26 protein-coding genes and 1 pseudogene are annotated in these 21328 nt (G+C 30.9%); 24 read left to right on the top strand and 3 right to left on the bottom strand.

Translation table 11 applies throughout. From position 1 onward, the window contains the following. Positions 1-46: 46 nt before the first annotated feature. The 17 genes from KPL51_RS18355 to hisE all read left to right on the top strand — a co-directional run bounded on the left by KPL51_RS18355 (position 47) and on the right by hisE (position 13495). The gene (locus KPL51_RS18355; protein ID WP_224854457.1) at positions 47-991 is read left to right on the top strand and encodes an ABC transporter substrate-binding protein; all 945 of its coding nucleotides are present in this window, start codon (positions 47-49) and stop codon (positions 989-991) included. A 16-nt stretch (positions 992-1007) separates the two neighbouring features. Further along, positions 1008-2060 carry a FecCD family ABC transporter permease gene (locus KPL51_RS18350; protein ID WP_216164644.1) on the top strand — a complete coding sequence of 351 codons (1053 nt, stop codon included), beginning with the start codon at positions 1008-1010 and terminating at the stop codon, positions 2058-2060. Beyond that, positions 2061-2825 carry a heme ABC transporter ATP-binding protein gene (locus KPL51_RS18345; protein WP_216164641.1) on the top strand — a complete coding sequence of 255 codons (765 nt, stop codon included), beginning with the start codon at positions 2061-2063 and terminating at the stop codon, positions 2823-2825. 342 nt (positions 2826-3167) lie between these two features. Further along, a complete protein-coding gene (locus tag KPL51_RS23665) occupies positions 3168-3386 on the top strand; it encodes a DegV family protein (RefSeq protein ID WP_216164732.1) in 219 nt (72 codons plus the stop codon). A 113-nt stretch (positions 3387-3499) separates the two neighbouring features. Then, positions 3500-3838 carry a DUF1475 family protein gene (locus KPL51_RS18335; protein ID WP_216164638.1) on the top strand — a complete coding sequence of 113 codons (339 nt, stop codon included), beginning with the start codon at positions 3500-3502 and terminating at the stop codon, positions 3836-3838. 36 nt (positions 3839-3874) lie between these two features. Beyond that, complete coding sequence (locus tag KPL51_RS18330; RefSeq protein WP_216164634.1) at positions 3875-4846, top strand: Rieske 2Fe-2S domain-containing protein; 972 nt, start codon at positions 3875-3877, stop codon at positions 4844-4846. Between the two features lie 148 nt (positions 4847-4994). Further along, positions 4995-5387, top strand: coding sequence for a bacteriohemerythrin (locus KPL51_RS18325; protein WP_216164631.1), 393 nt, complete (start codon positions 4995-4997; stop codon positions 5385-5387). A gap of 356 nt (positions 5388-5743) precedes the next feature. Beyond that, positions 5744-7012: an ATP phosphoribosyltransferase regulatory subunit gene (locus KPL51_RS18320; RefSeq protein ID WP_216164628.1), complete on the top strand. Its 1269-nt coding sequence runs from the start codon at positions 5744-5746 to the stop codon at positions 7010-7012. Further along, positions 7012-7659, top strand: a complete 648-nt coding sequence (gene hisG / locus KPL51_RS18315; RefSeq protein WP_216164625.1) for an ATP phosphoribosyltransferase — start codon at positions 7012-7014, stop codon at positions 7657-7659. The genes KPL51_RS18320 and hisG overlap by 1 nt, the downstream gene beginning before the upstream one ends. Further along, positions 7659-8951: a histidinol dehydrogenase gene (hisD, locus tag KPL51_RS18310; protein ID WP_216164622.1), complete on the top strand. Its 1293-nt coding sequence runs from the start codon at positions 7659-7661 to the stop codon at positions 8949-8951. Before hisG ends, hisD begins: the two co-directional genes overlap by 1 nt. Next, the gene (gene hisC, locus KPL51_RS18305) at positions 8951-10012 is read left to right on the top strand and encodes a histidinol-phosphate transaminase (protein WP_216164619.1); all 1062 of its coding nucleotides are present in this window, start codon (positions 8951-8953) and stop codon (positions 10010-10012) included. Before hisD ends, hisC begins: the two co-directional genes overlap by 1 nt. A 47-nt stretch (positions 10013-10059) precedes the next feature. Further along, the gene (hisB, locus tag KPL51_RS18300; protein WP_216164729.1) at positions 10060-10647 is read left to right on the top strand and encodes an imidazoleglycerol-phosphate dehydratase HisB; all 588 of its coding nucleotides are present in this window, start codon (positions 10060-10062) and stop codon (positions 10645-10647) included. A gap of 13 nt (positions 10648-10660) precedes the next feature. Then, positions 10661-11263, top strand: a complete 603-nt coding sequence (gene hisH / locus KPL51_RS18295; protein WP_216164616.1) for an imidazole glycerol phosphate synthase subunit HisH — start codon at positions 10661-10663, stop codon at positions 11261-11263. After that, positions 11263-11994: a 1-(5-phosphoribosyl)-5-[(5-phosphoribosylamino)methylideneamino]imidazole-4-carboxamide isomerase gene (gene hisA, locus KPL51_RS18290; protein ID WP_216164612.1), complete on the top strand. Its 732-nt coding sequence runs from the start codon at positions 11263-11265 to the stop codon at positions 11992-11994. Before hisH ends, hisA begins: the two co-directional genes overlap by 1 nt. Next, entirely contained in the window at positions 11984-12745 is a 762-nt protein-coding gene (gene hisF, locus KPL51_RS18285) for an imidazole glycerol phosphate synthase subunit HisF (protein WP_216164609.1), read from the top strand. Before hisA ends, hisF begins: the two co-directional genes overlap by 11 nt. A 28-nt stretch (positions 12746-12773) precedes the next feature. Next, the gene (gene hisI / locus KPL51_RS18280) at positions 12774-13118 is read left to right on the top strand and encodes a phosphoribosyl-AMP cyclohydrolase (RefSeq protein WP_216164606.1); all 345 of its coding nucleotides are present in this window, start codon (positions 12774-12776) and stop codon (positions 13116-13118) included. A gap of 41 nt (positions 13119-13159) precedes the next feature. Continuing rightward, positions 13160-13495, top strand: coding sequence for a phosphoribosyl-ATP diphosphatase (gene hisE, locus KPL51_RS18275; RefSeq protein WP_216164603.1), 336 nt, complete (start codon positions 13160-13162; stop codon positions 13493-13495). Positions 13496-13589: 94 nt separating this feature from the next. Here hisE and KPL51_RS18270 read toward each other — a convergent pair whose 3' ends face one another. After that, complete coding sequence (locus tag KPL51_RS18270) at positions 13590-14600, bottom strand: WD40 repeat domain-containing protein (RefSeq protein ID WP_216164600.1); 1011 nt, start codon at positions 14598-14600, stop codon at positions 13590-13592. A gap of 372 nt (positions 14601-14972) precedes the next feature. Here KPL51_RS18270 and htpG point away from each other — a divergent pair, with 372 nt between their 5' ends. The 4 genes from htpG to KPL51_RS18250 all read left to right on the top strand — a co-directional run bounded on the left by htpG (position 14973) and on the right by KPL51_RS18250 (position 19229). Beyond that, positions 14973-16853, top strand: a complete 1881-nt coding sequence (gene htpG / locus KPL51_RS18265; protein WP_216164597.1) for a molecular chaperone HtpG — start codon at positions 14973-14975, stop codon at positions 16851-16853. 161 nt (positions 16854-17014) lie between these two features. Next, a complete protein-coding gene (gene aroD, locus KPL51_RS18260; protein WP_216164593.1) occupies positions 17015-17779 on the top strand; it encodes a type I 3-dehydroquinate dehydratase in 765 nt (254 codons plus the stop codon). Positions 17780-17837: 58 nt separating this feature from the next. Then, complete coding sequence (locus KPL51_RS18255; protein ID WP_216164590.1) at positions 17838-18341, top strand: shikimate kinase; 504 nt, start codon at positions 17838-17840, stop codon at positions 18339-18341. Between the two features lie 105 nt (positions 18342-18446). Next, complete coding sequence (locus tag KPL51_RS18250) at positions 18447-19229, top strand: Cof-type HAD-IIB family hydrolase (RefSeq protein ID WP_216164586.1); 783 nt, start codon at positions 18447-18449, stop codon at positions 19227-19229. 68 nt (positions 19230-19297) lie between these two features. Here KPL51_RS18250 and KPL51_RS18245 read toward each other — a convergent pair whose 3' ends face one another. Next, a complete protein-coding gene (locus KPL51_RS18245) occupies positions 19298-19636 on the bottom strand; it encodes a winged helix-turn-helix transcriptional regulator (RefSeq protein ID WP_216164582.1) in 339 nt (112 codons plus the stop codon). A gap of 245 nt (positions 19637-19881) precedes the next feature. Here KPL51_RS18245 and KPL51_RS18240 point away from each other — a divergent pair, with 245 nt between their 5' ends. Both KPL51_RS18240 and KPL51_RS18235 read left to right on the top strand, forming a co-directional pair. Then, positions 19882-20166 carry a putative quinol monooxygenase gene (locus KPL51_RS18240; protein ID WP_216164579.1) on the top strand — a complete coding sequence of 95 codons (285 nt, stop codon included), beginning with the start codon at positions 19882-19884 and terminating at the stop codon, positions 20164-20166. 66 nt (positions 20167-20232) lie between these two features. Then, the gene (locus tag KPL51_RS18235) at positions 20233-20868 is read left to right on the top strand and encodes a flavodoxin family protein (RefSeq protein WP_216164576.1); all 636 of its coding nucleotides are present in this window, start codon (positions 20233-20235) and stop codon (positions 20866-20868) included. Between the two features lie 92 nt (positions 20869-20960). Here the strand turns inward: KPL51_RS18235 and KPL51_RS18230 are convergent. After that, positions 20961-21242: pseudogene (locus tag KPL51_RS18230) on the bottom strand (2-hydroxyacyl-CoA dehydratase); the annotation flags it as partial. Here KPL51_RS18230 and KPL51_RS24585 point away from each other — a divergent pair. Continuing rightward, the coding region (locus KPL51_RS24585; RefSeq protein WP_376770103.1) for a helix-turn-helix domain-containing protein at positions 21198-21328 on the top strand (131 nt) is incomplete at its 3' end. The pseudogene KPL51_RS18230 and the gene KPL51_RS24585 sit on opposite strands and share 45 nt — an antisense overlap.

Raw genomic sequence — 21328 nt, 5'->3', positions numbered from 1 at the left:
AACAATTAATAGTTTAGTGCCAATAAGGAATACTAGGAGGAATATTGTGTTTAAAAAAAAAAGTATTATAAGTATAGTTTTAGCCGTTATTGTTTGTTTTGCGTTTAGTGCTTGTGGTAACAAAGCTACGGACAAGAAGGTAAGCACTACTAAAAAGGAAACAACTGCTGTTGTCTATCCATTAAAAGTGGTGGATTCATATAATAGAACCGTTACAATTGAAACTGAACCAAAAAGGATCATTACAATTGCACCCAATATAACAGAAGGAATATATGCCCTTGGTAAAGGTGGAAATTTAGTTGGAAGAAGTGATTATGATGACTATCCAACAGAGGTTAGTAAGGTATCATCTGTTGGTAGTTTATTACAACCCAATATAGAAAAAATTGTTGAATTGAAACCCGATGTAGTTATTGCATCAACTCATTTTGATAAGGCAGTTGTTAAAAAATTAGAAGCTCTTAATATAAAAGTTATAGTACTTTACGGTGAAGAGAGTTTTGCTGGAGTATATGATACAATGGCAAAGCTTGGCCAGGTTGTAAATGCAAATGAAAAAGCACAGTCGATAATATCAGATATGAAAAAGAAAGTTGCAAATATAACAAGTAAGGTAAAGGATGCAAACAAACCAACAGTATATTATGTAGCAGGTTTTGGTAAAAGCGGTGATTTCACTGCAGGAAAAGATACATTTATAGGTAATATGATAGAGATGGCTGGTGGGACGAATGTTGCAGATGATGCGATTGGTTGGAAATACAGTGTAGAAAAGCTTGTAGAAAAGGACCCAGATGTGCTAATATGTTCAAAGTTCTTTGATTCAAAAAAAGGTATAGAAGCTACTACAGGTTACAAAGATTTGAAAGCAGTTAAAAATGGTAAATTATTGGAAGTTGACGATAATTCTATTGTTAGGCAGGGACCAAGACTTGCAGAAGGTCTAGAAGCAATGGCTAAACTAATTCATCCTGAACTTTTCAAGTAAAAGGGGTTGCACTACCATGACATTTATAGAAAATAAGAGTTATTATAAAAGAGTTTTTGTAATTGGAGTATTTATACTTATAATTGCGATAATTGCCTCAGCAAATTTTGGGGTGGCAGATATTTCTTTTAGACAGACAGCTTTAATTGTAATAAGTAAAATCCCAATATTAAATAAATTTGTATCTATAGAAGGAATTAAGTCTACATCTATAATCATATTATTAAATTTAAGACTTCCTAGAATACTCTTAGCATGTTTAGTAGGAGCAGCACTTTCAGTGGTGGGGACTTCTTTTCAAGGGATTTTTAAGAACCCAATGGCAGACCCCTTCGTTCTGGGTGTTTCGTCAGGAGCAGCGCTTGGAGCCACTATAGCCATGGTTTTTCTTAGTGAAACTCATTTTTTCGGAATGAGTTTGGTAGCATTCACTGCTTTCATTGGGGCTATAATAACTACTTTTTTGGTTTATAATATTGCAAGAGTTGGTACAAAAGTTCCAGTAGCCACATTACTTCTGGCTGGAATTGCTATAAATTATTTGCTGTCTTCTATTATTTCATTATTGATGACCTTTAATAGCGATAATATTGAAAAAATAGTTATGTGGACTATGGGTAGTTTTTCCACAGCAGGGTGGAACGAGGTTATTTTACTATTTATAATAATAGTTCCCTCTATTTTATTTATATTCACATTTTCAAGAGATCTGAATATTATGCTGCTTGGAGAAGATAGCGCAAGAAGTCTAGGTATAGATGTAAATGGATTTAAAAAGTATATATTTATAATAAGTACACTAATGGTGGCAGCAGTTGTATCTGTAAGTGGGATAATTGGATTCGTAGGCCTTATAGTACCTCATGCTATTAGAATGATTTTTGGTTCTGATAATAGAGTGGTTATACCATTTTCAGCACTTGGAGGAGCTATATTTCTAATAATTTGTGATACGCTTGCAAGAGTAATAGTGCCTCCATCGGAAATACCAGTTGGAATTATTACTTCGATTTTTGGGGTCCCATTTTTTATATATCTATTATATAGAACAAAGAAGAAGGCGATTTGATTGATAGAAATAAATAACCTGTGTTTTTCCTTTGAACACGAAGTATTAAAGAATATTAACATAAATATAGAAAAAGGGAAATTTTATACCATTCTAGGACCTAATGGATCAGGTAAAACTACTCTTTTAAGACTATTATCAAAATCGCTGCATATGGAAAAAGGTGAGATTTCAATTAATGGAGTTGATTTATCCCAAATAAAAGCAAACACACTTGCAAAGGAAATGTCTGTGGTACCACAAAGTACAGACATTGAATTTGATTTTTCAGTGCAAGATATAGTTCTTATGGGGAGAACTCCTCACATTCCTAGATTCTGCTCGGAAAGTGAAAAAGACGTAGAAATAGCTATGACCGCTATGAAGTCTACAAACACTTGGGAACTTAGGAATAAAAGCATAAATGCACTTAGTGGCGGTGAAAGACAACGAGTTGTAGTGGCAAGAGCAATTTCTCAAGAAACAGAAATAATTCTTCTAGATGAACCTATTTCTCACCTAGATATTCATCATCAAATTGAAATAATGAATCAATTGAAAAAATTGAATAAGAATAAAAACATAACAATTATTGCAGTGCTACATGATTTGAATATAGCAGCTGCCTATGGTGATCATATGATACTAATGCATGATAAAGAAGTTTATAAAGATGGAACCCCAGAGGAAGTATTAACAGAAGATATAATTAAAAAGGTTTATGGATTAGATGTATATATAACTAAAAATCCTAAAACAGGAAAGACTTTTATCATGCCTTTTTAGTATAAGAATAGCGGAGATTTTAATCTTTAGCTATTCTTATTTTGTATGGCATTAAATTTATTCGAATTGCTTATAGCACAAACTGTAATAGCTTTTGCTATAAGTACATATAAATAGTTAGGATAAAAAATTCTCATTTGATATGAGAATTTTTTTTATATACTAATTTATTAATATGAATAATAACTCAATATTTATTTTTAAAACATATGTATTTACTAGTAATAATGTGTTATTATTTTATCTATGTAACGATATCTATTATTTGTTAATAAATAATATTCTCAAGGAGTGTCTGTATATGGAAATGACTAATATAAATGGAGAAGTATTATATAACAAATTTATATCGGGTGTTATGTACGTAAGAGTGCGAATAAAAAAAATAAAATAAGCTCATATAGTGTAGTTCATGCTAATGCTAATGCAAAGGCTAATGAATTGAGTCTGAAATTAACAGAGAGTTTAGGACAACCGCCAGAATATATTACTGAAATATCACCGGTTGTTGGATTAAATGCAGGTATTGGTGCCATCGCTGTATCATTTATAACTCTATAGTATTGTAGATGGTAACTTCAAGTGATGAGTAATGTTAAAATACAAAATAAGGGGGTTTAGTATGAATTTATATGTTAAAATATATATAGATTTAAAAAATCAGGATGAATTTTATGAAAATCGGGAAAATATTATCGTTTATTGGTTTTTTATTAATGCTTGGAATGCTTATATATGGTTTTACTATTGGTAGTTTCACTGGGGAAGGTAATATATTATTAGGAATGTCCTGGGGACAAATATCTCTTGTAGATATTTATATTGAATTTATTATAGTATGCTCTTGGATAGTGCATAGAGAGAATAATGTTATTAAATCTATAGTTTGGGTTTTATTCGTTTTGATTTTAGGAAGCATGATGAGTTGTTTATATATTTTCTTAGCCTTTAATAGTAGTAATGGAAACTGGGAAAAATTCTGGCATAAAAATAGAATTAACTATTTAAGTTAAAGGGAATTAAATTTTAAAATGAAAGGAAGCCTTAATATGATTAGAAATCAATGGTATGGTATTTTGGATTCAAAAGAAGTAAAAAGTAAAAAGCCAATAGGTGTGACAAGACTGGGTGAAAAATTGGTTTTTTGGAGAAGTGAAAATGGTAAAGTAAATTGCATTTTTGATAAGTGTTGTCATAGAGGGGCTTCTTTAAGTGCAGGTAAAATAGCTCATGACAAAATGACTTGTCCCTTTCATGGATTTCAATATGATGCGTCTGGAAAAGTAACTTTAATACCAGCTAATGGTATTAATACACCTATACCAGAAAGGTTTAAGGTTAATGCTTATCAAGTTGAAGAAAGATATGGTCTGATTTGGTTATGGTTTGGAGAATTTACTTATGAGTTACCGGAAATTCCTTTTTTCAAGGAGTTACGGGAAGGTTTCTCCTATGGAGGATTTTCAGAGATGTGGCCAGTTCATTACACTAGAGCTATTGAAAATCAATTAGATGTTGTCCATTTACCCTTTGTGCATACCTCTTCTATAGGTAGAGGAAATAAAACACTAGTAAATGGGCCTGTAGTTAAATGGAAAGAAAATTTGATGACTTTCTATGTTAATAACATTGTGGATGATGGTAAAGTACATCCATTAAAACAAAATGAAATTAAAAATTTTGAAAAATTGTTTAGTCTTCAGTTTCAAATGCCAAATCTATGGCAAAATGTTATTAGTGCTGACCTTAAAATAGTAGCAATTTTTGTACCTATCGATGATGAACACACTCAAATTTATCTCAGATTTTATCAGAAATTTATGAAAATCCCTGTATTAAAACAATTAGTTAATAAAATGAGTAATATTAGTAATAAATATATTCTTCATCAAGATAGAAGAGTTGTTTTAGCACAAATCCCTAAAAAAACTGAATTTAAAATGAATGAAAATCTTATTCAAGGAGATGCTCCTATTATCGAATTTCGTAAGAGAAGAGCATTTCTAAAAGGAGAATTATAATATGGATTACTTATTCCCTATTAACAAAAATGAATTTGATGATTTAGAAATATAAAATACATGGTAATTTATGTTGTAAAATAAATATAAAAAAAGTAAGATATAGTTGTAACATTAAATTAAAACAACTGTAGGGGGAATTTTAAACATGTTTGAGATGAAAGAAAAATACTACACAGGAATTACGTTTATTGATGAAGAGCATAAAAAACTTTTTGAAATAGCAGAAAAAGCCTATCAATTGCTAAAAAGTCCATATGAGTTGGATAAATATGATAACATAGTGGAGGTAATTGAAGAACTAAGACAGTACACAGTTTATCATTTTAAAGATGAAGAAAAATATATGGAGAGTATAAATTACAAAAGATTATTTACTCAAAAAATTGATCATGCAAATTTTATAGAAAAATTATATGAAGTGAATTTAATCAAAGTTGATGAAAATCCAGATGAGGCTATTATGGAAATACTAACTTTTTTAAATGATTGGCTGATTAATCATATATTGGACAAAGACTTACTTATAGCTTCTAAATAAAATTTTAATTAACAATAAAGCTTGGGATTGTGAAAACAATTTTAAGCTTTTTTTCAGCAGGTGCGGTCCTTGGACTTATCATCACAAGAATAATAATTTATATTTTTAATCGAATAGGTCACAATAGCAAGGCATGTATATAGAATATCTATTAATCACTCCAGTAGCTTAAAGTTACTGGAGTGATTTCTTTTTACAATAAAGTCTATCCATAATAACTTTTAAAAATAAAAAAACTTTATAAGAAATAAATGGGAAAAGCAACAGTTGACATCCTTATAGAAAGATGATATTATTTTATTAGTTTAACAAGTTAACGCAATACAGTGGTGAAGTAAAGACGAAGGAGTGGGATTTTGAATAATTGGAAAAGGAATATACCTGAAGGTTCAAGAGATATACTTTTTGAGGATTGTAGTAATAAAATTAAGATTATAAATACCCTTAGGAAATTATATATAAAGTCTGGTTTTTTAGAAGTAATATCCCCTACTTTAGAATTTTATGATGTTTTTCAAGGGGATAATTTATCCATTGAACAGGAAAGAATGTATAAGATTTTTGATAATGCAGGAAGAATATTGGTATTAAGACCAGACATGACAATGCCAATAGCCAGAATCGTAGCAACAAAACTTAAAGATTCACTATATCCATTACGAATATGCTATAGCGGAAACATATTTAGAATGAATGAAAATTGGGATGGAAAGGTAAGTGAAACCACCCAATCGGGAATTGAAATAATAGGAAGTGAAGGAGCAAAATCAGACGCAGAAGTAATAATAACAGCAATAAAAGCGCTTCTCGCTATAGGTGTGCAAAAATTCGAACTTGAAATAGGACAAGCAGAGTTTTTCAAAGGTCTTGTTGAAGGAATAGACCTTTCGGAAGATGAGATGGAAAAATTAAGAGGACTTGTTGAAAACAAAAACTTTGGAGCGCTCAGACAGTTCATAGAAGAAAGAAAAGGAATACTTGGCACAAAAAATTTAGAGGCTTTAAAAAAACTGCCTGAATTATTTGGAAACATTGAAATATTAGACAAGGCAAGAATGTTAACACAAAATAAGAGAGCACAATCCGCAATAGATACTATAGAAACAATATATAAAAGAATAGAAAGTGTAGGTCTGGGTGATTATATTTCTATTGATTTAGGAATGGTACAGCATATTGATTATTACACAGGCATTATTTTTAAAGGATACAGTAGTAAGGTAGGCACTACAATTATTAGTGGGGGTAGATATGACAATTTGATTTCCAAGTTTGGTGAAACTAAACCAGCAGTTGGATTTGCAATAGATGTGGATAATATTCTATCTGTTCTTGAAAAACAAGGTAATAATGAAAAAGATAGGCCAAAATTTCTTATTCATTATGAGGATTCGCGAATAGGAAATTCAATTAAAATTGCAGAAGAAATTAGAGTAAAAGGTTTTGTTTGTGAATTAAGCTTATTTGAAGAAAAAGAAAAGGCTATAAGATATGGAGAGCAAAAGAACACAGATAAGATGATTTGCATACTTGAAGACGAAAAAGCTGAAATAACAGATATTAAAAGTGGAAAAAGTTGGCAAGTGGATATTTATGAATTTATTGAGAGTTTGGAGGAAAAATAATGAAGGTAGTACGGATAGCATTAACAAAAGGAAGACTTGAAAAGTACGCTGTTAATATGTTTGAAGATATAGGAATAGACTGCAGGGAACTTAAAAACAAAGGAAGAAAATTAATTCTAAAAGATGAGAAAAACAATATAGAATTTGTTCTAGTAAAATCTACTGATGTTCTAACCTATGTAGAACATGGTGCAGCAGATATTGGAATTGTGGGCAAAGATACACTAATGGAGCAGAACAAAGATTTTTATGAAGTAGTGGATTTAAAAGTTGGAAAATGTATGTTTGCTGTGGCATCACTACCAAGTTTCAAAAATTATGATGGATACAACCGTAAAAAGATAGCTACCAAATACCCTACAGTGGCAAAAGAGTATTTCAAAAAAAATAACGAAGACGTTGAGATCATTAAACTTGACGGGTCAGTGGAACTTGCCCCAATACTCAAGTTAGCTGATGCAATTGTAGATTTGGTTGAAACAGGAGACACGTTAAAGGAAAATGGATTGATTATTATAGAAAAAATTTGTGATATTAGTGCAAGAATGATTGTAAACAGAGCCAGTATGAAGATGAAAAAGGAGAGAATCAGCAATTTGATAATCAAGATTCAACAATATGTAGACAGGAATGAGGTGACGATATAGTGATAAAAATTACACAAGCAAATAGTAAAGAGGGAGAAGAATACATAAATTTTTTGAAGGAAAGAGCTGAAGACGTCCAAAAGGATGCAAATATTGTAGTTAATAAAATTTTAGAAGATGTAAGAGCTAGAGGCGATGATGCCATAATAGAATACACACAAAAATTTGATAGTAAATTTATCACTTCTAAAAATCTTATAGTTTCGAAAGAGGAAATTAAAAATGCATATAAAATGGTAGACCAGGACTTTTTAGATGCAATAACAATGGCAAAGCAAAATGTAGTTGAATTCCATGAAAAACAAGCACGAACTCCTTGGAGCATAAAAAAAGACAAGGGCATTATTTTAGGCCAAACGGTAAGAGGGCTTGAAAGTGTAGGGATATATGTGCCTGGAGGTACAGCGGCTTATCCTTCTACCGTTATTATGAATGCAATTCCAGCAAAGGTGGCAGGTGTTAAAAATCTAGTTATGGTAACCCCACCTACAAAAAACGGAAGTATAAATCCACATATTTTAGTAGCAGCAGATATAGCAGGGGTGGACAAGATTTATAAGGTAGGTGGTGCACAGGCAATAGCTGGACTTGCTTTTGGAACAGAAACTATTTTTAAGGTAGATAAAATAGTAGGACCGGGAAATATCTACGTGGCCATGGCGAAAAAAAGTGTATTTGGCTTTGTTGATATAGATATGATTGCAGGTCCCAGTGAAATATTAATTATAGCTGATGAAAGTGCCAGTGAAAAGTTTATTGCTGCTGATTTAATGTCTCAAGCAGAGCATGATGTGCTTGCCTCTGCAATGCTTATAACTACTTCAAGTGAACTTGCAGAAAAGGTTGCATTTGAGCTAGAAGTCCAAATAAAAGCTATGAGTAGGAAAGATATTATAGGTGAGTCTTTGGAAAAATATGGTGTTATATTAATTGCTCAAAGTATAAAAGAGGCTATAAATTTAGCCAATGAAATCGCACCAGAACATCTAGAAGTTATGCTTAACAATCCATTTGATTTTTTAGGGGATATAAAAAATGCAGGCTCTATATTCCTAGGGCAATATTCTCCAGAACCACTTGGTGATTATATTGCAGGTCCTAACCATGTACTTCCAACTAGTGGCACTGCAAGATTCTTTTCTCCATTATCTGTGGATGATTTTATTAAAAAATCAAGTTATATTTATTATACAAAGGAAGCATTAAGTGAAACTGCAGATAAGGTTATAAAACTTTCAGAAGTTGAAGGCTTAACTGCTCATGGAAATTCTATAAAAGTGAGGTTGGAATAATGATACAGGATTTTTTCAGAAGTGATTTAAGTGATTTTAAAGCATATGAGGTTTCCAAAACTGATTATAAAGTTAGGCTAGATGCCAATGAAAATTTCAGTAATCTACCTAGCGAGGTAAGAGCAAAAATAGCTTGGGCAATAGAGGATTCTATTTTTAATAGATACCCAGATGGAGCTGCATCAGAAGTATGTGCCCGTTATGCAGAGTATGCAAATGTAAAAAGTACAAATGTAATGGCTGGCAATGGTTCAGATGAGTGCATACAAATCATTGCTAATACCTTTCTGAATACTGGTGATAAGGTTTTAGTCCAAAGTCCTGATTTTTCAATGTATGGTTTGTATACTAAAGTTGCGGGAGGAATCCCAATTGAATTTCCACTGGGCAATGAATTAAAATTGGATATAAATGGATTTATTTCAATGGCTAATGAAAAAAAGGTTAAAATAGTATTTTTGTCTAATCCTAATAATCCTACAGGTGGCATTATTCAAAGAGAGGATATTATTAAAATAATAAATGGCTGCAGTTGCATTGTAGTCATTGATGAAGCTTACTTTGAGTTTTATGGAAAAACTATAGTTGATAAAATTGAATCCTATGAAAATTTAATTGTACTTAGAACTTGTTCTAAGGTTGGACTTGCTGCAATAAGACTAGGATTTTTGATTACTAATAATGTTCTAATGGCAGAACTTAAAAAAGTTAAACCACCTTTTAATGTGAATGCAATTTCTCAGTGTATTGCTTGTGTTATTTTAAAACAACCGGAGATAATATATAAGAATGTAGAGTGCATACTTAACCAGCGAAAGTACTTATGGCAAAAATTGAAGGATATTAATGGTATACAGCTCTATAGAACAGGCGGGAATTTTATGTTGATTCAAGTTGAAAATGCACAAAAAATGAAAGAACGACTTTTGCAAGCTGGTATAAATGTAAGAAGTTTTACAGCTGCTACATTAAAAAATTACTTAAGAATAACCGTAGGAAGTAGAGAAGAAAATGACTACTTGCTTAAGAATATTTCATGTAAAAACGGAGGCATTATATAAGTTTTAATATATTGATATTTATAAGAATTGAAGGGGTGAGACCTGTGATTTTAAGACAAGCTAAAATTGTTAGAGAAAGCAAAGAGACAAAGATTGAAATACGTATAAACTTAGATGGATCTGGAAAGTATGAAGGAGACACGGGAATAGGTTTTTTAGATCATATGTTATGCCTTTTTGCAAAACATGGATTTTTGGATTTGTATGTAAAAGTAGAGGGAGATTTAAATGTGGACTCCCATCATACAATTGAAGATGTAGGAATAGTACTTGGCAGTACCATTAAAGAGGCAATGAAGGGCAAAGAGGGTATAAAGAGATATGGAACTAGTTTTGTACCTATGGATGAAACATTGGCTACAGTATCGCTAGATTTGAGTGGAAGAGCCTACCTTGTATTTGATTGTAACTTTACACTAGACCGACTTGGAAGTTTTGATACAGAGATGGTGGAGGAATTTTTTAGGGCCGTTGCAGCAAATGCAGGAATTACACTTCATGCAAGAGTGCTTTATGGTAAAAATAATCATCATATGGTAGAAGCACTATTTAAAGCTTTTGGAAAAGCACTAAGTGAAGCCTTAACTTATGACGAAAGAATAAAAGGTGTATTATCTACAAAAGGATGCTTATAAGAGGAGGAATGTAATGATAGCCATAGTGGATTACGGTGTGGGAAATTTAAAAAGTGTTCAAAATGCGCTTAATAAACTTAATATTCCTTCCATAATATCTTCAGATAAAGATGAAATAGCAAAAAGCAGAAGCATCATTGTTCCAGGTGTAGGTGCTTTTCCGGACGCAATTAAAAATCTAAAGGATATGGGACTAGATATAGTAATCAAAGCTGCAGCAAAGAAAGGCATACCAATACTTGGTATTTGCCTTGGAATGCAACTTTTGTTTGAGGAAAGTGATGAAATTGTAAAATGCCAGGGGTTAGGACTTTTAAAAGGAAACATTAAAAAATTAGAAGGTTCTATAAAGATTCCTCATATGGGTTGGAATGATTTATACTTTGAAACTTATACACCACTTCTGGAAGATGTAGTAGTGCATAGTTATGTATATTTCGTTCATTCTTATTATGCAGAGGTTGGTGAAAAAAACCTAGTAAATGCATTTAGTATGTATGAAAAAAAGATACCTGCAATTGTAAGTAAGGGTAATATTTTTGGTTTACAATTCCATCCAGAGAAAAGTGGAGAGGCTGGAATGAAATTACTTGAAAACTTTGGGAGGATGATGTAATGAAAATTTTTCCGGCAATTGACTTGAAAAATGGAAAATGTGTTAGGCTTTATCAAGGTGAATTTTCTTCATCTCAGATTGTGGGTGAAGATCCTATGCAAACAGCCCTAAACTTTGTAGCCCAGGGAGCGGAGAATCTACATATGGTAGATTTGGATGGTGCTTTAAATGGAAATATTAAAAACATAAATAGTATAGACAGTGTTTTAAAGCATGTAAAGATCCCTATACAGTTGGGTGGTGGGATAAGAAGTTTGGATACTATTGAAATGTTACTTGAAAAGGGCTTGAATAGAGTAATATTGGGTACTGCAGCTTTAAACAATCCTCCACTAGTAAAAGAGGCGGTAAAAAAATTTGGAAATAAAATTGCAATTGGTATTGATGCAAGAGATGGGTTTGTAGCAGTGGAAGGTTGGAAAAAAAGCAGTAAAATAGAATATATAGATTTTGCAAAGCAAATGGAAGATATAGGGGTGAAAACTATTATATTTACAGATATAAGTAGGGATGGTACTTTAACTGGACCCAATTTAGAGGCAACGGGGAAGATAAATGATAAGGTTACCTGTAATATTATTGCTTCAGGTGGTATGAAAGGAATTGAAGATATTAAAAAACTAGTGCAGATGAATATGTATGGAGCAATAATAGGAAAAGCACTTTATAGTGGAAATATATCTCTAGCAGAGGCAATCTCTGAGGGAAGGGGGATACCATATGCTGACTAAGAGAATCATTCCTTGCCTAGATGTAACTATGGGAAGAGTAATGAAGGGAATCAATTTTATTAATTTAACAGATGTAGGTGATCCTGTAGAAATTGCAGAGTTTTATAACAGTGAAGGTGCAGATGAAATTGTATTTCTGGATATAACAGCTACTAATGAGGGAAGAAAAAACATGTTGGATGTGATAAAGCGAACTGCTGAAAAGGTATTTATTCCTCTAACAGTAGGTGGGGGAATAAAGAGTATAGAGGATTTTAAAGAAACACTTAGAGCTGGAGCAGATAAGATATCCATAAACTCAGCGGCAATTAGAAGTCCAAAGCTTATTTTCGATGCAGCCGCAAAATTTGGAAGTCAATGCGTAGTTGTTGCTATAGATGGGAAAAAGAATGAGGATAGCCTAGGGTGGCATGTAGTTATAAATGGTGGAAGAATAGATACAGGCCTTGATGCAGTGAAGTGGGCAAAAAAGGTAGAAGAGCTAGGAGCCGGAGAAATACTCTTAACAAGTATGGATGCAGATGGAACAAAAGAGGGATATGATATAGAGTTCATAAATGCAATTACAAGCAGTGTAAATATTCCTGTTATAGCATCAGGTGGCTGTGGTAAAATAGAAGATTTTTATGAGGTCTTTGAAAAAAGTGGAGCCGATGCAGCCCTTGTAGCTTCATTGTTCCATTATAAAGAACTATCAATTAAAGAAGTAAAACAGTATCTTAAAAATAGTGGTGTAGAAATTAGAATATAATTAAAAATAAAGAAATGTGGTGGCTTTTATGGAAGACATAATAAAAATTCAATTTATTAATGGATTAGTACCTGCAATCGTACAAGATTATAGTAGTGGCAAGGTTTTAATGTTGGCATACATGAACAAAGAATCCTTCAGAAAAACTACTGAAACTGGAACCACTTGGTTCTTTAGTAGATCTAGAAATAAATTATGGAATAAAGGAGAAACTTCAGGACATTTTCAATATGTAAAAAGCATAAGATATGATTGTGATGGTGATACAATTCTTATACAGGTAGAGCAAATTGGCGTAGCTTGCCATACTGGAAATGAAAGTTGTTTTTATAGAGAAATTTGGAATGCGCAAGTAAAGAAAGAAACAAAGTAATATTAAATAAATAAAAATAAATATAGAAGGGAAGTAATAAAATGAGTGAAAATAACGTAATACAGGAACTTTATAAAATAATTGAAACAAGAAAAGAGAGTCCTATAGAAGGATCTTATACAAGTTACCTTTTTGAACAAGGCTTGGACAAAATCCTAAAAAAAGTAGGAGAAGAAAGCGCGGAAGTTATAATTGGTAGTAAGAACAATGACACAAAAGAGATAGTCTCAGAAATATCAGATTTAGCATATCACATTTTAGTACTCATGGTAGCACAAGGTGTAAAAGTAGAAGATATTGTTACTGAACTTGAAACAAGACGAAAAAAAATATGCAATAAAAAGCAAAAAAGAGAAGACATTATAGGTATACACTAATATTAGAAGACGACATCTTCAAATTATATCATAGGACTTTCCAATGCTAATCATGCATAAATATAGGCATTCCAAATGAAGAATGCCTATATTTTTATGGCCTAAAAGTTACTTTTCCGGTCTTATCAATAATATTTATTTCTACTATCTGAAAGTCCATTAATTTTAAATTTTCCATATTTTCCATAGACTGCACAGCAATCAAGGTATTGTTGTCTTTAAACCAAAAGCGCTCTGTATAGTTTTCAGTAAACAGTTTAGTTATATTTCCTTTAGCATCTGTAAAACTTAAATCTTCGGAATTTAAGAATTTACTTGTATCCGAAACTTCTTTTACATCTATTGGAAGCACACCTAAGGTTTTTACTTTAGCTACATCCCAAATCACTGTATTTTTATCATCTTTTACAGAAACTACCCACTTATAGGTTGAGTCATTGTATTTATTGTACCATTTTACATTTTCTCTTTGCATCTTAAAATTAGTGACAAACTCTTTAGCGGTACCATTATTTACATCATAGATATATAAACTCTTATCAGACTTTAAATCTCTCTCCAGAATATTAGTACCAAATAGCACATAGTTTCCATCAGGGCTAATGCTAAAAGTTATTACCTGACTTCCTTGGTAGGTTCCCACCTTTAAATTACTGAAATCTAGAATAGAATATATGCCTTTCTCTTTTTCACTGTAGTTATATGCTATCATATGACCATAATTATAAAATATCATCTTATCATTATTACAATAAATTGTTCTCCAGGGACCTACGCCTTGCGGTAATTGTTTCATTTTGTTTAGCATTTCAACTAGCTTTTTTCGAGATGTTGAATTAACAAAAGAGCTTATTCCATCTCCAGTCGGATTTAAGAGCTGTTTAGGAATATCCTTAAAATTTATTTTTACAGTTGAAGAGATTATAGGATTAGCTGTTGGGATCACTTTTTCTGAGGGCTTATCTACTACCACATTTTTTTCAGTCATATTAATAGTGTATTGCATAACTGTATTGTAGATATTCTCTCCATATTTAAGTGCAATAAATATTAAAAACCCAGCGGCCGCCACTGCAATAAACGTTTCTCTTTTAACATGTTTCATTTTTTTACTCACCCCTATGATTGTAAATTTAAATCTGTTTATGTTAATAAGTTTTTACATTTCAACTGTAATACGTATTAATTTATAAATAGTTCCATTAATTCTATATAAATGAAATGAAAATATATTAATCTATTATATCATCTAAAATTATTAAACAATTTTAGCAGTGTTATAGTTGTAAATGATTATATAAATTCATTGATATAGATTAATATTATGTAATAAAAAAGCTAAAAAAAGATGCAAATGGTAAATAACATGTTGACAAAGTTTTAAAAAAGGTGTATTTTAATAGTATATTTAGCACTCAACCACATAGAGTGCTAACAAATAAAAATAATAGGAATTGTACGAAAGGGGAAATTTTAATTGGAAAAGAAACAGTTTAAAACGGAGTCAAAAAGAATTCTGGATATGATGGTAAATTCAATATATACTCATAGGGATATATTTTTAAGAGAACTTGTCTCTAATGCTAGTGATGCTATTGATAAAATTTATTATAAGACATTAACAGATGAATTATTAACATTTGATAAAGATAACTATTACATTACAATAACTAATGATAAGGAAAACAGGATATTAAAAATATCTGATACAGGTATTGGAATGTCAGAAGAAGAGCTTAGCGATAATCTTGGAGTTATAGCTAAAAGTGGATCTTTGGCATTTAAAAAAGAAAATGAAATAAAAGATGGTTACGATATAATTGGTCAATTCGGAGTTGGATTTTATTCTGCGTTTATGGTAGCTGATAACATTACTGTTATAAGTAAAGTTTTAGGTAGCGAAAAAGCTTACAAGTGGGAATCTGATGGTGCAGAGGGTTATACAATAGAACCTTGCGTAAAAGATTCTATTGGTACAGAAATTATACTTAAAATAAAAGAAAATACTGAAGATGATAACTTTGATCAATACCTTGAAGAAAACGGAATAAAATCTATTATAAAGAAATATTCTGATTTTATTAGATATCCAATTAAAATGGAGGTAAGTGAATCAAGACTTAAAGAAGGTAGTGAAACAGAACATGAGGACTTTACAGTTGAAAAGACTGTAAATAGCATGGTTCCTATATGGAGAAAAAACAAAAGCGAACTCACTGATGAAGATTATGACAACTTCTATGCTGAAAAACACTATGGCTTTGACAAGCCAACAAAGCATATTCATATAAGTGTTGATGGTGCTATAAGTTACAATGCAATTTTGTATATTCCAGAAAAAACGCCTTATGATTTCTACACAAAGGAATATGAAAAAGGCTTAGAATTATATTCAAGCGGTGTCTTAATAATGAATAAGTGTGCAGAGTTATTGCCTGACTATTTTAGTTTTGTAAAAGGAATAGTAGATTCAGAGGACTTGTCACTAAATATATCAAGAGAAGTTCTGCAACATGATAGACAACTTAAACTTATAGCTAAGAACATTAAAAACAAAATTAAGAGCGAGTTAGAGAATTTACTTAAAAATGAAAGAGAAAAGTATGATGAATTTTATAAATCTTTTGGAAGACAATTAAAGTATGGTATTTATAGTGATTTCGGAAGTAATAAAGAAGTTTTACAAGATTTATTAATGTTTTATTCTTCAAAAGAGAAGAAAATGGTTACTTTAGATGAGTATGTTTCTAGAATGCCAGAGGATCAAAAGTATATTTACTATGCAGCTGGAGAATCAAATGAGCGAATAGAAAAACTACCACAAATTGAAATGGTATCAGATAAGGGATTTGAAATTTTATACTTTACTGATGACGTAGATGAATTTGCTATCAAAATGATAATGCAATATAAAGAAAAAGAGTTTAAATCTGTATCAAGTGGTGACTTGGGTATAGAAGTAGACGAAAAAGAAGACGATATTAAGGCTGATGACAAAGAAAGTAAAGAATTATTTGAAAGCATGAAAAAACTTTTGTCAGGTAAGGTAAAGGATGTTAGAGCATCAAAGAGACTTAAAAACTATCCAGTATGTTTATCAAATGAAGGTGAACTTACTATAGAAATGGAGAAAATATTAAGTGCTATGCCTAACAATGAAAATATAAAAGCAGATAAGGTATTAGAAATAAATATAAATCACGATATGTTTAAAGCACTTAAAGAATCTTTCGAAAATGACAAAGACAAGTTTGATTTATATACCAATATATTATACAATCAAGCATTGCTTATCGAAGGATTACCAATTAATGACCCAGTAGAATTTACAAACAATGTATGCAAAATAATGATATAGTACTATTTTATAAATGGAGAAGAACTGCTTAAGATTAGCAGTTCTTTTCCATTTTATGTATTATATTAAAATAAACAGTTATACTCCTGAATGTTAAATAATGAAGTTTTTAAAATACTGATTAGAGCTGCTCTTTTGCAAATTTGAAAGGATGGTTAATTATGAAGAAAGTAGTTAAAATTAAAGATGTTACAATTGGCGAAGGATTACCTAAAATTTGTGTTCCGATGGTGGGAGAAACTATTCCAGAGCTTATAGCGGAAGCTGTTTTTTTGAAGGAGCTTGATTTAGATGTTGTAGAGTGGCGGGTAGATTTTTTCAAAGATGTTATAAATATAGATAAAGTCAAGCAAGCATTACAAGCAATTAGAGAGGTGCTAGTTGAAAAGCCTATTATTTTCACTTTTCGTAGTGCTAAAGAGGGGGGACATAAGCAAGTTAATACAGCATTTTATCTTGAATTAAATAAAGTAATTGCTGAATCAAATCTTGTTGAAGTTATAGATGTTGAGTTATTTAATGATGAAAAAGATGTAAAAGCATTAGTTGAAGTAGCACATGCAAATGGTGTCGCCGTTATTATATCTAATCATGATTTTCATAGAACACCAGAAAAGCAGGAAATTATATCACGATTATGTAAGGCTCAAGAATTAGGGGGAGATCTTCCTAAAATCGCTGTAATGCCAACTTGTGCAGAAGATGTTATTATACTCTTAGATGCAACTCGTATTATGAGTGAAGAATATGCTAGGGGTCCTATTATTACAATGTCTATGGCAGGAAAAGGCATTATAAGTAGATTATCAGGGGAATTATTTGGTTCTGCATTAACATTTGGTTCAGCCAAGAAGGTTTCTGCTCCAGGTCAAATTTCTGTGGTAGAATTACGTAAAACTATTGACTTGCTTCATAATAATGTGTAAAAAGTGTTAATCTCGATAGTTTCTTAATAAATCAAATAAGGTGGAGGTAGAAAATCAGATGATAAAAAGTATAGTTTTAATTGGAATGCCAGGTTGTGGTAAAAGTGTAATCGGAGAAATAATTGCAGAAAAAATAAAGATGACTTTTATAGATTTAGATACATATATTAGTGAGAGTACAAAGAGTACCATTGCTGAATTATTTGAAAATGGCGAGGAGAGTTTTAGAGACATTGAATCTAAAGTAGTTGTGGAATTATCAGAAAAAGCCCCAGTACTTATTGCAACTGGTGGTGGAGTGATTAAAAGAAATGAAAATATTTTAAACCTTAAGAAAAATGGTATTATAATTTACATCAATCGCCCTATGGAAAATATAACAAAAGATATAGATGTTCTGATCCGTCCATTACTTTCAAAGGACCCATCTCAGATTAATAAGTTGTTAGAAGAGCGTGGTCATTTGTACAAAAAATACTGTGATTATGAAGTTGTGAATACTGGTAGTATTGATGATATAGTTAATAATATTATAGAAATACATACACTAATTAATAAATGAAATGGATTAAGGCTATAATCTGTTAGGTTCCACAAACAATAGTTGTAGAATAATGATACAATGAAACTATACTTTTAATATGATTTAAGTAAGGAGAAAAGATTTATGATAAAACTAATTGCAACAGATATGGATGGTACATTATTGAATGATAGTGGCAATATAAACGAAAAGGTATTTGATATAATACATGCTCTTAATGAAAAAGATATAAAATTTGCAGCAGCCAGTGGCAGGTTTTACTCTCAACTTAGCAAGAATTTTGAAAAAGTAAATACGAAAATGATATTTATTGCTCATAATGGAGCACTTGTTAAGTATAATAATAAGGGAAAGACACTATATTCAAATAATATTGATGAAAAAGAAATAGAGTCTGTAATAAATTTAGCCCCAAATATGGGAGAAGAAATATTTTTAGCAGCAGAAAATGATGCATATGCAGTGAATCCATCAGAAAATATGTTAAAGCAATTCACATTTTCTCAGGTGCCTGTAATAGTATTAAAATCTTTTAGTGAACTAAAAAGTCCAATATATAAGATTACTTATTATATGAATAAAGGTGTAAATTCATCTATAGTAGATTATCTAAAGGAAAATTTGAATGATAAGCTAGAATTTGTTGTATCCGGAGACAAGTGGATAGACATAATGAATAAAGGTATAAGCAAGGGTAATGCCATAAATATACTTCAAGAAAAATTTGATATACATGAAAAAAACACCATGGTTTTTGGAGATTATTATAATGATTTGACTATGTTTAAAGCAGCACATTATAGTTATGCAATGGGCAATGCTCCAGAAGATGTGAAAAAGCATGCTAACTTTATCGCCGAAAGCAATAATGAAGATGGAGTATATAATGTACTAGCTTGTTTGTAGAAGTTTGATTTATAAAAAAGATAGCCATTCCTTACACTAGGGAGGCTATCTTTTTTTAAAAATTTTACCTATAATAGTTTTTTTGTATTAGGGAAATTCTTAGTTGACCAATTTTGTATCATTTCTAATGCTGGGAAAAGTTCTTTACCAATTTCTGTTAGTAGAAATTCTACTTTTGGTGGAACTTCAGGATAAACTATTTTTAATATTAAACCATCCCGTTCTAATTCATGTAGTTTCTCATTAAGAACCTTTTGACTAACACCGCAAGTTATTCTTTGGAGTTCCAAAAATCTCTTTGGACCATCATTTAGATGACATAAGATTACAGCTTTCCATTTCCCGCGAATTAATTCCATCCCAAGATCTATATTACAGACATATTTTTTACCATTATATGTAATCAATTATACACCTACCTATTAAAAATTTATTATATAAAAACATTGTAAATAAGTATTATTATATACTATTTAACTTATATATATCAATTTAGTTAGAAAAAAAAGTCTGAAATCACTGAAAATGCAACAATTCATACCTTTTGGTAAGGTATCCTACAAAAAGGTGCGTACTTGTCCTATATTTTTTAATGACGTATAATTCAAAATAGAAATGTGTTAATTTAACAAAATATGAGGAGTGAATCTAGATGATAACTATAGTTGCAAAAAATTCAATAAAACCAGGTAAAGCAGAGCAGTTCAAAGTATTAGCAGAAAGACTTATAAATGAAAGTAGAAAAGAACGTGGATGTATATCTTACAACTTATATGAGGATGCTAGTAATTGTAATATATTAACCTTTATAGAAGTATGGGAAAATAGTGAAGCAATTAATCTTCATAATAATTCAGAACATTTTACTGGTATTGTTCCCAAATTTGGAGATCTTAAAGATGGTAAATCAGAAATTAACCTGTATAAAGTGGTATAAATCAATATTTGTCAATTTTCACATAGAAATGGTTTAATTAAATATAATTAGAAGGTAGGTAAAATAATGAAAGTTGTGGCATTTAACGGAAGTCCGAATAAAGAAGGAAATACATATCAAGCAATAAAGTTGGTTTTAAATGAACTTGAAAAAGAAGGAATTGAAACGGAAATCATTCATGTGGGTAATAAGTCAATTAGAGGTTGTATTGCCTGCAATCAATGTGCAAAAAAGAAAAATGAGAAATGTGTGCTTCCAGGTGATGAAGTTAATGATTGGATCCAAAAAATGAAAGCTGCAGATGGAATAATTTTAGGGTCTCCTGTTCATTATTCAGCAATAGGAGGAACAATGAAATCATTTTTAGATAGAGCGGTTTATGTTGCAGGTAATAATGGCTCATTGCTACGACATAAGGTTGGTGCATCTGTTGTTGCTGTAAGGCGTGCAGGCGGGATTCCAACATTTGACCAGCTTAACCATTTTATTAATTATTCAGAAATGTTAATGCCAACTTCAAATTATTGGAATGTCATTAATGGAACAGCGCCAGGAGAAGCATTACAAGATGAAGAGGGTATTCAAATTATGAGAGTGCTTGGAAAGAATATGGCATGGCTTATGAAATTAGTTGAAAATGGCAAAGAAAATATTAAAGCACCAGAAATAGAAGATAAAATAATGATGAACTTTATTCGTTAATATATTTCTATATTAAATGATGGGCTTAGTAAAGCATATAGGTTTTTATGGAATGAAAAAGAACTGCTTAGGATAGCAGTTCTTTTTTGCGTTTATATCATTTCAATAAATGCAGCAATTCTTGTTTTAAGTTGTCCTACATCATTTTGAGAATAATCTGTTTCTAAACTCATATAGGGAGTATGTTTCTGTTCTTTCATAAATTTATTGATTGAATAACTTTCCACACTATAAGTATGACAGGCTTGTAGAATTACGTCTATTACACCATCTACCCTGTACTCATCTACTAAAATAGAATATATCCTACTGAGCTTCAAGAAATTCAGATGGGCAAAACCTTTGGATGTTGTAGATTTGTATATAATAAAATATTATCTAAAAAAATTGATTTATATAAAACTGATAAGAAATCATTATCTAAAATGGATTGTAATAATTATTGTAACAGGGAACTCAA

This window comes from Clostridium bowmanii (genome assembly GCF_018861315.1).
Taxonomy (GTDB): domain Bacteria; phylum Bacillota; class Clostridia; order Clostridiales; family Clostridiaceae; genus Clostridium_AD; species Clostridium_AD bowmanii.
The sequence above is the reverse complement of the archived record's forward strand: the minus strand, read 5'-3'. Positions and strand labels throughout refer to the sequence as shown.